Here is a 12367-nt window from a genome sequence, read left to right as displayed (position 1 = left end):
GGTTCCTCCCTTTCATGTCAGTTCGCAAATCCAAAGAAGTTGGGGATGAAGGTGCTGACGCCTGGCACAAGAATGACCAGAAGAAGCACTACGAGTTCAGCCAGCAGCAGCGGCAGAACCGCTTTTGACAGGCGTTCGATTTTCAATTGTCCGACCGTGGCGATCACGAACAGCACCGGACCAACCGGAGGGGTGATCATCCCGATAGTCAGGTTCAGCACCAACATCATCCCGAATTGCAGCGGGTCGATCCCCGCGGAATAGGCAATGGGACCTAGGATCGGAGTCAGGATGATCAGCGCGGGCAGCGTGTCGATGAAGAAGCCGCAAATCAGGGCAAAGGCCGCCAGAATGAACAGAATTCCCAGACGGTTGTCGGTGATCTGAGTGATCAGCTTGGCCAGTTCCTGCGGGATTTGCAGGTAGGTCAGCAGCCAAGCAAAGATCGACGCCATCGCCACGATCAGGAAGACCGAAGACGTCACCATAGCAGCCCTTACAAAAGCGGCGTACAGAGCACGGAACGTGAAGGCGCGCAGGATGAACCCAAGGAACAGAGCGTAGGCTGAGGCCACCGCGCCCGCCTCGGTCGGAGTGAACATACCGAATAGGATGCCGCCCAGAATAATTGCTGGCATGATCAGGGCCGGAATGGCCGACAGGGTTGCACCGCGCAATTCAACCATAGTGGCGCAATGTTCGCGCCCGCGGTAGCCGTTGCCCGTGGATACGATATGGTTCGCGATGGCCAGCGCAATGCCCAGCAGAACACCAGGCACAATTCCGGCCAGAAACAGTCCCGCAACCGTCACTCCATTGGTTGAGATCGCAAAAATCACGGCCAGAATGGAGGGCGGGATGATCGGACCGATGGTGGCCGTCGCAGCGGACAGGGCACCGGCGTAATTCTTCTCATACCCGGCCTCACGCATCATCCGCATGACGATGGCAGAAGGCCCCGCTGCATCCGCCAGAGCAGAGCCGCTGATCCCCGCGAACAGCATCGACACAAGGATGTTCACATGCCCCAGCCCGCCACGCACATGGCCAACCAGAGCGTTGGCAAAGCGTAACAAAGCGTTTGTTAGGCCGCAGGCCGTCATCAGTTCAGACGCGAGAATGAAGAACGGCACTGCCATCAGCGGGAAACTGTCGATCCCGGCGAACATGCGTTGGGTTGCGACCAGTGGGTTCAACGAACCGTCGATAAAAATCGCCGACAGCCCGGCGATCCCCATCGTGAAGGCTACGGGAACACCCAAAAACAAAGTGGCAAAGAACAGGATGATCAGGGTTTTTGCCACGGCTCAGACCTCTGCCTCTTCGCTTTTGGCGCTGGGACCGTGTTCAAACTCTTGGCTTACGAAACGTTTTGCGAAAAAGGTTAACTGGATCAGGAACAACGCGCACCCGATCGGGATGGCGAGATAAGGGATGCCACGCGAAATGCCGGTGGACATGGTTTCCTTGTTCCAGCCGAATTCAACGAATTTGACGCCCAGCCACAGCATCGTCGCCATGAAGGCAAACATGACGAAGACGATGCCCCAGCGCAGCAGGCGGGCCAGAGCGTCGGGTAGCAAATCCGGAATTGTGGTAATCGCGACCAAGCGACCTTCGCGCAAGGCAAGACCGGCACCGCAAAAAGCGCCGAGGATCATCAGGTGTCTGGCGACCTCTTCAACCCAGGCCAGGGACGTACCGAACCCGTATCGCCCCACCACATTGGCGAAGACGATTGCAAAGACCGTAGCCAGCGCCAAAGCCACCAGCGCCCGGTTCAACGCAACAATCCATGTTTCCAGAGTTTGCAAAGACGCCCCTCCCAATGCCGTCTCCTCGTGGAAATCAAAACTGGCATACAGTATGCTAATCTGTCAACACTAACACATTGTATGCCAGAAACAGGCCTGCTACTGTTGAACTGAGGAGAGCGACATGAGCCCATTCAACAGACCGAAATCATTGACGGAATTGGTGACCGAAAACCTGCGCGAGCGGATCATCAAAGGCGAGTTCGAACTGGGTGAGCAACTGTCTGAAGCTCGAATCGCCAAGAATCTTGAGGTAAGCCGCACCCCTGTGCGCGAGGCAATCAACCGGCTCGAGATGGAAGGTCTGTTGGTCGTTGAACCGCAAAGAGGCTCATTCGTGTTCAATCTGGAGCCCGAGGAACTGGCAAAACTTTGCGATGCACGTGTCTGCCTTGAAACAACCGCTTTGACCTCGGCCATGCAGACGAACCCACAGGCGCTTCATGCCGCGCTTGAAAAATGCGTTGATCGGATGACAGCGGCCCGTGAGGCCGCGGATGATGCAGAATACCTTTATCTGGATACTCTATTTCACCAGTGCCTTTTCGACTGCGCAGACAATCGGTTTCTGAATGACGCCTATCAAACGATTGCATTGAAAATGGCGGCGTTGCGCAGCCGGTTGGGTCATCACCCTGATCACATGGCTAAATCCTATCGGGAGCACATTGAGTTGCTTCAGTGCGTTCAGGATGGAGACGTTCCACAAGCTTTAAAAGTGCTGAAACTCCATATCGACAGGAAAGAAGGCTCCTATTGGAGCGATGCGACGCAGCCCGAGGGAACAGGTTCGGAATAGCGTTCAATGAATCGTTTGACCGGCGATGCCCAACCACGTGAGAATCTCAGCGACGCCGGGGCCATTTTGCAAGTTGGTTCCCGTTCTAAAGCGCGGCGCATTCTGGCCGGATGAAGAGCGTCAAACATCCTCTAGCCTTTAGCTCAACCCTGCGTGCTGACATCACCGAAATCACTCGCCGCAGTGGTCAGCGCCTCAACGGCCAAAGCTTGATTCAGCAAGCCAAACAGGCGGTGCGATGGGGAAGGACATGAATAGTCCGAAATGGGTTTTATCTGGCGTGACCCCAATCCCACGCCATAGCACCGGATGCTGAGTATGTCTGCGATTGGATTCCAACCACTAGACCTATTGGTTGAAACCGCTATCCGGCGTCCATAAGATTTTCGTCTAAAAATGGCTGCGCAACCGCAGGCCAGAACGGCAGTTTTCGTTTGGTGAGCGCGAGGTCGTGGAACGCAGGCTGTGTTCCTCCGGGGCTGGCAACCTGCAGGATGTGGTTCGAAATTTGGCTGAACGGGCCGTAGAAATGGAACAGGGATTTCACCGCCACCACCAATTTCTCAGCCAGCCGGATGCCGATCTGCTCGAACGCTTCAGGATGGTACACCTGAACACGCAGATCGTTGACCAGCAGGTCGATCTCGCCATCCAAGCGGAGCCAGACCACGGTGCCCATTGGTTCAAGACCAGTGCCGAGATGCTGACCCAGGCCTGTCTCTATGTTCATAACCCTTGCAATCAGGTCGATCGGATCCCCTGAAACTACACCGGTTTTTCCACCAAGCCGAAGCTTCAATCTGCTTCCAATGCCCGCATCCTGACAAATCCGCACTACTCCGGGATCCCAGAACAAACCGCTGGCAAAATTTGTCATTCCACGCGCCAGCATGCCTTTCAGCAAATGGGTGGCGTCGCCCGGCGCTCCTCCGCCTGAATTGTCACCCATGTCCGCCAGAACGCATAGACCGGACCGTGTACCAATGTGATCCAGCGCCTCGGAGATCGGTAGATACCGCGTGGTTACTTCGTTTCGCAACTCAAAGAAGCGCCGCCCCAACTCCTCGGCCAGTCGCGCGGCCAGTTGTGCCTGGCCATCTGCTATTACCAACATCCGCGCGCCGACATCTTCGACATCTGCCCAGGGAAAACCGTGACTCAATGAAACCGACAACACACCGGGTCTGGTTTGAGCTGCGGCCATCTCGGCCACAAAATCCTTCATCGCCCCAGCTTTGGTCAGGTATAGGTTCATCATACGGGTATCAAAAAACGCCATCTTTGGCGTGATCTCACCCTCATGTGCCCGCTTTGCCAGATCAAACAGTTCGGCGGCGCAGGCTGTTGCATCGTCATGAGGGTATTCTCTGAAATGCACGATCAGATCGCTGGCGTTCAGCATCTTCTTTGTCAGATGAGAATGCAGGTCCAGCGAAACGCCGATCGTTGCATCCGGGCACTTCTTGCGGACGCGGGTCAGAATATCACCTTCGCAATCCTCTATATGCTCGGCCACCATCGCGCCGTGAAGTTGCAACAGAATGATATCTGCACCGCCGCATTCTGCGAGATCAGACAAAATCGCGCCGCTCAGCGCGTCATAACAGCTGCGTGTGGTCAGACCGGCAGGTTCGGCTATGGCGGTCAGGCTTTCGACAACCTGCCAGCCCAGAATTTCGGCCTTTTCGCGCCACAGATGAAGCGCCTCCGTCATAAGGTTTGGAGGCTCTTGTGTTGCCGTACCATGCCGCAGGAAATAGTCCTCAAAACCCGACATCGCAGTCGGCATCGTGCAAAACGTGTTCGTTTCTGTCGACAGTGTCGCAATGAAAAGTTTCATAAATTCTCTGTTCCCAACACGTCAGAGGACGGCTGCGTGAGCCATCCTCTGATCTTTGGCGATGCTATCATATTTCACCAGAGTTATTCGGCTTTCCACCAACGCTCCATAAAGCTGCTTCCATCCAGATCCAGATTCGAGCCGAATTTTTCGGGCGTGCCAACGCTTGGCCGCGTGGCAAAAACGTATGACGCAAACATCGGGATCGCGACACCACCCTGATTGGCGACAATATCCTGCATCTCGCCATACATCTGGCGACGTTTTTCGGTGTCCAGTTCAGCCCGAGCCTCGACCAGTATCTTGTCGAATTTCTCATACGACCAGAGAGATTCATTCCAAGCGACACCGGATTGGAACGCCAATGAAAACATAAGATCCTCGACCGGTCGTCCGGCCCAATAGCTGGCGCACCAGGGTTTTTTCGTCCAAACCTCGGACCAATAGCCATCGTTAGGCTCTCGTTTGACAGAAACGTTGATCCCGCATTTCGCGGCCGAGTTCGAAATCAGCGTCGCTGCGTCCACCGCGCCAGGGAAAGCAGCGTCAGAGGACGAGAGTTCGACATTCAGCGACTCCAGACCAGCCTGTTTCAGATAGTATTTTGCCTTGTCCGGATCGAAAGTCTTTTGTTCAAGCTCAGCATTGAAATACTTCTGACCGGACCCGATTGGATGATCATTGCCGACCTCGCCGTAACCCAGCAGAATCTTGTCCACCAGCTCTTGCCGGTCGATGCCCCATTTGATCGCCTGACGCACATTGTTGTCGTCAAACGGCGCGGCATTGGTCAGCATCGGGAAGGAGTAGTGCTGCGTACCGGCTACCGAATGCAGCGTTACGTTTGGATCACGCGAGACAAACTTGGCCGTCTTGGGATCAACCTTATCAGCAATGTCGACCGACCCCGCCGACAGCGCCGCCATCCGTGCGGTCGTATCCAGCAGCACCAAGAGCTTCCATTCGTCCACATGCGCGACATCAGGGTTCCAGTGGTTCCCGTGACGGGTCAGATCCGCCGAAATCCCTGGCTGGAAATCCTTTAGCTGATAGGCTCCGCAACCAATACCGGATTGCCAGTCAATGCTGTCACCCTCTGCCGACAGAATAGCAAAACGGTAGTCGCTGAGGATGGCCGGGAAATCTGCGTTACCGCCCTCAAGCTCAAAAACGACGGTGTTTGGCCCGTCCGCACGCAGTTCCTTCACACCCGCCAGCAGCGGCGCCCCAGTCGAGGTTGACCCTTCACCGCGGTGGAAATTGAGCGAGGCAATCACGTCCTCAACTGTCACTGTGCGACCATTGTGGAACTCGACCCCGTCGCGCATCTCGAAGGTCCAGACCGACGCGTCCGGCGAGGCCTCCCATGATTTTGCAAGTGACGGCTGCACGTTGCTGTCCGCGTCGATCGCTGTCAGGAAACCGTTCATGCCCAGGCTCAGCGGAATCAGGAAACCCGCTGATATCTGCCCCGGATTGAGTTGCTCGGTCGTACCGCCATGACCAATCCCGGCAATCATGCTGCCGCCCTTTTTGGGCGTGGCCGCAATAGCGCGATCCGCCAAAAGCGTTGAGGCACCGACGGTCATGCCGGTTGCCAAAACACCGCGCATGAACTGGCGACGATCCACCTGACGCAATTGCAGACGCTGTTCCATCTGCCGCACGTATTGAAACTTATCCATTGCTTGACCTTCCCTGAGCATTCTTCTGTTGCCCGGAAGATCACGCACCAATTTGAGCTTAACAATGACGCCACATTATGCTTTCTTTAGCGAGTTTATGCGACGCAAGGGCCAACCACCGATGCACCAGGATTTAGCTGCAAACCTGCGTCACCTTTGTGCGGATTACCCGTCAGTGGCGGCTGTTTGCAGAGAGATTGGCATCAACTATCAGCAATTCGCCAAGTACCTCAACGGCCGCAGCATGCCCTCGCCAAACAACTTGCGCCGCATTAGCCGGTTCTTCGACGTGAGCGAGCATATCTTGCTGGGAGATCATGCAGAACTGCGGCGCCTCACCACCCAACTCGCCAAAACCGAGGCGGATCGGCGACGAGACCCTCTGATCGATGTGTTCCCAGGTGATCTTCAACGGCTGCGGCCATTTCTCGGATCTTATCAAGTGTTCTTTCGCGCACCGAACGATCCAACCAAAGCCATTGTCAACGTTGCCTTTTTGGATGAGCGGAACGGGACGGTTTACAGCCGTGTCGTCGAAGCCTTAAGCGAAGGAAAGTCATCGACGCGCCGCTGGACAAGATGTGATGGCAAAGCCGCTTTCCGCGCGGGGCAGGTTTTTGTCGTCGATTCCGAACGCGGTCCAGACGCACCTGTCAGCCTGTACATTCTGAACAAACCCCATCGCGACAAGTCAAAGCTATTGTTCGGCACGATGTCTTATCTCGCTTCGTTGTCCGGCCGAACGCCAACCTCTTCTCCTGTTGTCTGGAAAAGAGCTGAAAACTACCGCTCAGTGCGAGAGCTGTTTTCGAAAAGCGGTATCGTCGATTTAAAAAGCACCAAACTGGATATGAAGGTTCGTCAACACCTTCTTGGTGCGTCCACAGGCTCTGGTACGAAGATTATTACTGAGTAGAAGAACCGCAGGGGACCTGCGCATTAAGGTCAGTGCCCATTTGTTTTTGCTGGTGGGGGTGGGTCACGTCTCAATAGCGAGATCGGTAAGCATGTCTGATCTTACCTTTTTTGCACGCCCTGCAATTCTATCTGCGGTATAAAATATCCTATCGTGACCTCGAAGAGATCATGGCTGTACGCGGCGTGAGGGTGGACCACGCCACTTTCAACGGGTGAATTGTCAAGTAGTCGCCTATGATCGCGGGGCGCGCGCAATTGAAGAAGCGACCAACGCTGAGTTCCCGGCGCATGGACGAGATATATGCTCGTGTTCGCGACAAATGGATGTACCTCTATCGAGCCGCCAACATTGCTGGAAGCGGCAATTCTCTAGCTCCACGCCGGCTAGTTTTCGGTTATTTGCTGAGATCGAAGGATGGGTGCGTCCATTAAGTCGCTGGTTCTGGCCGTCGCATAGGTTTGCGACGCATCCTCAAACATCTCGAGAGTGTCACACCCGTTCATCTGGGCTGATCGTCTGCCCTGCCCCGTCGAAAAATTGCAGTTTCTCGGGTGCAAAATACAAGCCGATTTGCTTTCCGGCTTTGATCTGCGTGTCCCCGCCAAGGCGAACCGTCACCTTCTCTTCAAACCCGCAATCGACGATGATGAACATATCTGCGCCAAGATACTCGACCACCTCTACCTTGCCGTCGCTGTGACCCGAGCCAGGTTCGACCACACTGATATGTTCCGGACGGATACCCAGCATCGTAGCAGTACCAGTCCGATCAAACGGGCCGCCTCCACCGTTCTCCAGCTGGAACTGATCGCCGGACACGGTGCAGGGAATGACGTTCATTTTCGGACTGCCGATGAACTGCGCCACGAACAAGTTGGCGGGGCGTTCGTATAGTTCGCGTGGGGTCCCGACCTGTGCAATCTTGCCGAATTCCAGCACCACGATACGATCAGCCAGTGTCATCGCTTCGACCTGATCATGAGTCACATAGATCATGGTGCGGTTGAGGTTCTGGTGAAGCTTGGCAATCTCATACCGCATCTCGACCCTAAGAGCGGCGTCCAGGTTGGATAGCGGTTCATCGAACAGGAATGCGGTGGGGTCACGCACAATAGACCGACCGATCGCCACGCGCTGACGCTGACCGCCGGACAGGTCTTTAGGTTTGCGTTCCAAATAGGGTTCCAGCTTGAGTACCTCGGCAGCTTTACCCACGCGTTCGGCGATTTCACCCTTGGATACGCCCGCCACTTTCAGCGAGAACCCCATGTTTTCGGCTACCGTCAGGTGAGGATAAAGAGCGTAGGACTGGAACACCATGGTCAGCCCGCGCTTAGAGGGCGGATTGTCGGTGACGTCATCCCCATTGATCAAAAGAGACCCGCGCGAGATGTCCTCGAGCCCACCAATCATCCGCAACAGGGTCGATTTACCACAGCCCGACGGGCCAACGAAGACGACGAACTCACCCTCTTCGATCTTTAGGTCGATGCCTTTGATCACTTGCACTTCGCCGAACCATTTTTCGACGGAATTGAGCTCTATGCTGCCCATCAGTTCCTCCCTGCCCAATGCAGCCAGACGGCAGCGGTCCATGTGAACGAGTTGCCTCCGGCGGGACTACCGGTAATCGGGTCGTAATATTCGGCGAAGCCGTGGCCTGCGATCAGACGACCGGTTTTCAGGCGCAGTGCTTCGGCCTCAACCCCGTGGCCCATATCCTTCAGACCGAACCCCGTCAGCATGTTCATGAATGCCCATGTTGGCCCACGCCAATATCGGCGCTCGTCAAACTTGGGCGATTTGTGATCATAGCTAGGGATCGGGTGCGGGACCGTGGTCAAAACAGTTTTCAATCGGTCCAACATTTGCTGAGATTCAATGCCTGCATACCAACACAGATAGCTCGCATTTGAGACGCTTTCAGCCCATTTGCCCGTATGCGCATTTCGTGAATCAAAGGTGCCCAAAGCCTCGTTCCACAGTGACTTTGCGCCTGCCTCGAGCCGGTCTACGTCTTCACCGAGGCCTTCGGCACTGATCCCCAACTCCTCACTTATCGCCAGCAGATCGCGGGCGGCGCGTAGAGTTGTGAAACTCATCGTCGGATCGGCGACGCGGAACGGGTTCTTCTCCATCAATTGCTGCTGATCCCAGCCCGCTTCACGTCCAATCTGGACCAGTTTGATGTAGCGGTCATAGTCGTATTTGGTGGGCCGGTCGGCGCTGTTCACGTGGCTCGTGTCGCGACGCTGGTATTCGCCCACGTCTGAGGCATCAATGCTCGCCATTGCGTCGTCCCAGTCCGGTGCATTGTCGCGCCCAGCCTCCCAAGGGTGGGTGGTGCAAACCGCGCCGTGGTCATCTAGACGCCATGTCATGAACCACCGAAGCCAGGCCAGCATAGCCGGGAACAGGGCCCGGAGGCGGGCTTCACCAGCCGCGCGGTCTTTCTCCCATACCCGCCGGGCCATGGTGCCCGCCAGCGGTGGCTGCGTTACGCCAGAGGAGGCAATCGGCCCGATGCCGCCCCAGACATCCGGCCCGGGGAAATAGCCCGGATCCGTTTTGTGGAACAGGATGTGGGGAACCATTCCGTCCTCCCACTGGCCCGAGAACAGCGTCTCAAGCTCAGTCCAGGCGCGGTCGATATCGAACTCGGCAAAGCCCAGCGCGGCGATCGCGCTGTCCCAGTTCCATTGGTAGGGATAGAGCCCGCTGGTCGGGATCGTATAGCCACCCCGATCATTGGCGATCAGGATATTGCGTGCTGACTCTGTCGGCGAAGTAAAGTGGTTCATTTCTGTCATCCTTTGACCGAGCCAGCCGTCAGGCCTTTGGTCATGAAACGTTCAAGCCCCAGGAACAGGGCCATGATTGGAACGGTGGCAATCACCGCGCCAGCCATGAGGTGTTGGCGAGGGATTTCCGAGGAGTTCAGCATTGTGACGCCTCGGGTGAGAGTGAATTTCGAGGGATCGTCCAGCAGCATGAAGGCCAGTAGGAACTCGTTCCAGGCGATCATGAAGACATAGAGCGACACCGAAGCCAGAGCCGGCAGGCTGAGCGGCAGGGTGATCTTCCAGATCACCGCCAAGCGCGAGAGACCATCCATCAAGCCGGCCTCTTCGACCTCGGTCGGGAGACCACGGAAATACCCCTGCAGCATATACAGCGCGACCGGGATCGTGGTGACCGGGTAGATCATGACGATGCCTAGGATCGAGTTGCGCAGGCCGGTCAGCGAGAACGCGATATAGATCGGCAGCGCTAGAACGATCATCGGCACCATGTAGATCAGCAGGATCGAGCGCGAGAACGCCTTTTGCCCTTTGAACCGGAACCGTGCGACGGCATAGGCCCCCGGAATGCTGAAGGCCAGCGTGATGAAGACCGTCAGCACCGAGACATAGAAGGACGTCCACAGGTACGAGCCGAAATTGAAATCGTGGAACAGTTCCGTATAGCTGCGGAACAGCGCCCAGCCCTGATCCAGATCCAGCGAGAAATCCAGCGGGTTCTGCAACAGCGCCTGCTGTGACTTCAGGCTGGTCATCACCATCACGTAGAAAGGAATGACCACGATCGCCGTGAAGAAGATATAACCGAAACCAGTGCAGAACCTGATCACGGCGTCTTCGAACTCATGACGGGTCAGTTCGCCAAAGGGCAGCTCTTTCAGGATTTCAGCGATCGACAGATGCATGACCACGGCAATCGAAACCACGGTGACCGATAGCGCGAGCAGCGTTGTGTCCGAGCCGATCAGAACCGGGCCAAAGCCTGTCAGGCAAGTCAGACCCAAAAGGGCCGACACTCCCAGACGCGCCGAGGCATGACGAGCGGGAAAGCGGACATATGCCAGACCAGCCAACGCGCCCCAGATCAGGCTCAGCAGAACCTGCGGACGGAAGGCCGCGCCCGTGGCGAAGGACATGGTGACCGCAATGGTGGTGGCGATCACCACCAGCCACAGCGCGCCCAGGATCGGGCCAGTGATATACCCTTGGCGCATCACAGACCCTCCTCACGGCTTATGAATTTGAAGAAGACAAAGCTGAAGGCGATCAGACATAGCAGGATCACCACGGCCACTGCCGCGCCCGCCCCGATGTTCGAGACCGCAAAGGCCTGTTCATACACGTTCACCGTCAGCGTGCGGGTGCCCGCGTTACCACCGGTCAGCAGGAAGATGTCGTCGAACTTGTTGAACGTCCAAATGAAGCGCAGCAGGAACAAGACCGAAAGGATACCCAGCAATTGCGGGATACTCAGCAGCCAGAACTTCTGGAACGGTGAAGCCCCATCCATATCCGCCGCTTCATACATGCTGGAGTCGATGGACTGCATCCGCGCCAGAATGAACAGGAAGGACAGCGGGAAATAGCGCCAGATTTCAAAGACGGTGACCATGATCAGCGCCAGTGGGCGTTCCCCAAAGAAGTTGATCGGCTCGCTGCTCAGCCCCATCTGCACCAGCAAAGCATTGGCCGAACCCGAGAACGGATCAAACAAAGTGACCCAGGTAAAGGCCACGGCGATGACGGGGGCCACGTAGGGGAACAGGTAGAGACCCCGGATGAAGCCCTGCCCCTGGAAGCTTTTGTTCAGCAGCAAGGCAGCGAACAGGCCCATGACCAACGCGCCGATGGTGCCGAAGACGGTGTAGAACAGGGTGACCCAAAGCACGCCCCAGAACTCGTCGCCGTCGAACACACGGGCGAAGTTCTCTAGGCTGAACTCGAAGTTTGTCAGCACGCTGGTGCCGCTGCCGGTGACCGTTGGTTCAGACCCTTCAACCAGATCTTCGAAGGAGTCCGGGTCGCCATCGACCGCAACGGGAACGCGAATACGCTCGCGCTCGCCGCCTTCCAGCGTACCAAAGTCGCAGAACAGCTCTTGCCTGTTCAATACACAGGGGGTTGCAATATCGCCAAGTGGCGTCACGCCATCGGGCAGGACATCCCGGACTGTCACGCCGTCGATCGCAATATCCTGACTAGAGTTGCGCAGGCGGTATTCGATCCGCAGATCATCACCCGATCCGCGCAGGCTTTCACGCACGACCGGAGCAGGCGGGCGCAGGTCAGACAGGGTGAAGGGCTTGAAGCTGATCCAGAAGATCGCCAGCAAAGGCAGGATCACAACCAGCGACACACTGATGATGGTCGGAGCCAGCAGCGTCCAGGCCAGACGCGCCTCGCGTTTGGCTAACGCCCCGGTTCCTGTCGGTGGGGAGGCCGAAGTCATGGGTTACCTCGAAGGGTGTTTAGGGGCAGCGGCGCGCGCGCCGCTGCAGGTGCCGGGAGG

General features: G+C 56.6%; 10 protein-coding genes and 1 pseudogene. 3 read left to right on the top strand and 8 right to left on the bottom strand.

The window, feature by feature from the left end; translation table 11 throughout:
* Nucleotides 1–17 precede the first annotated feature (17 nt).
* Entirely contained in the window at nucleotides 18–1304 is a 1287-nt protein-coding gene (locus tag ACR0JF_RS20015; RefSeq protein WP_170661327.1) for a TRAP transporter large permease, read from the bottom strand.
* A 3-nt stretch (nucleotides 1305–1307) separates the two neighbouring features.
* On the bottom strand, nucleotides 1308–1814 hold the full coding sequence (locus tag ACR0JF_RS20010) for a TRAP transporter small permease (protein ID WP_170661328.1): 507 nt from the start codon (nucleotides 1812–1814) through the stop codon (nucleotides 1308–1310).
* Nucleotides 1815–1938: 124 nt separating this feature from the next.
* Here ACR0JF_RS20010 and ACR0JF_RS20005 point away from each other — a divergent pair, with 124 nt between their 5' ends.
* Nucleotides 1939–2613, top strand: a complete 675-nt coding sequence (locus tag ACR0JF_RS20005; protein ID WP_170661329.1) for a GntR family transcriptional regulator — start codon at nucleotides 1939–1941, stop codon at nucleotides 2611–2613.
* Nucleotides 2614–2977: 364 nt separating this feature from the next.
* Here the strand turns inward: ACR0JF_RS20005 and ACR0JF_RS20000 are convergent, their stop codons facing one another.
* Both ACR0JF_RS20000 and ACR0JF_RS19995 read right to left on the bottom strand, forming a co-directional pair.
* A complete protein-coding gene (locus tag ACR0JF_RS20000; RefSeq protein ID WP_170661330.1) occupies nucleotides 2978–4453 on the bottom strand; it encodes a M81 family metallopeptidase in 1476 nt (491 codons plus the stop codon).
* 83 nt (nucleotides 4454–4536) lie between these two features.
* Nucleotides 4537–6138, bottom strand: coding sequence for an ABC transporter substrate-binding protein (locus ACR0JF_RS19995; RefSeq protein ID WP_480669730.1), 1602 nt, complete (start codon nucleotides 6136–6138; stop codon nucleotides 4537–4539).
* Nucleotides 6139–6202: 64 nt separating this feature from the next.
* Between ACR0JF_RS19995 and ACR0JF_RS19990 the strand changes: the two genes are divergently transcribed.
* Nucleotides 6203–7054: a helix-turn-helix domain-containing protein gene (locus tag ACR0JF_RS19990; RefSeq protein ID WP_170661331.1), complete on the top strand. Its 852-nt coding sequence runs from the start codon at nucleotides 6203–6205 to the stop codon at nucleotides 7052–7054.
* Nucleotides 7055–7149: 95 nt separating this feature from the next.
* Nucleotides 7150–7413 (top strand): annotated as a pseudogene (locus ACR0JF_RS19985) (IS6 family transposase); the annotation flags it as partial.
* Between the two features lie 133 nt (nucleotides 7414–7546).
* Here ACR0JF_RS19985 and ACR0JF_RS19980 read toward each other — a convergent pair.
* From ACR0JF_RS19980 to ACR0JF_RS19965, 4 genes are read right to left on the bottom strand one after another with little or no spacing between them, the layout of a single operon-like run.
* Nucleotides 7547–8611: an ABC transporter ATP-binding protein gene (locus ACR0JF_RS19980; RefSeq protein WP_170661332.1), complete on the bottom strand. Its 1065-nt coding sequence runs from the start codon at nucleotides 8609–8611 to the stop codon at nucleotides 7547–7549.
* On the bottom strand, nucleotides 8611–9858 hold the full coding sequence (locus ACR0JF_RS19975) for an MGH1-like glycoside hydrolase domain-containing protein (RefSeq protein ID WP_480669727.1): 1248 nt from the start codon (nucleotides 9856–9858) through the stop codon (nucleotides 8611–8613). Before ACR0JF_RS19975 ends, ACR0JF_RS19980 begins: the two co-directional genes overlap by 1 nt.
* A gap of 5 nt (nucleotides 9859–9863) precedes the next feature.
* Entirely contained in the window at nucleotides 9864–11072 is a 1209-nt protein-coding gene (locus ACR0JF_RS19970; protein WP_170661334.1) for a carbohydrate ABC transporter permease, read from the bottom strand.
* Complete coding sequence (locus tag ACR0JF_RS19965; RefSeq protein WP_170661335.1) at nucleotides 11072–12307, bottom strand: carbohydrate ABC transporter permease; 1236 nt, start codon at nucleotides 12305–12307, stop codon at nucleotides 11072–11074. The genes ACR0JF_RS19970 and ACR0JF_RS19965 overlap by 1 nt, the downstream gene beginning before the upstream one ends.
* Between the last annotated feature and the right edge of the window lie 60 nt (nucleotides 12308–12367).

It is taken from the genome of Ruegeria sp. BG11 (assembly GCF_056538565.1).
The sequence above is the reverse complement of the archived record's forward strand: the minus strand, read 5'-3'. Positions and strand labels throughout refer to the sequence as shown.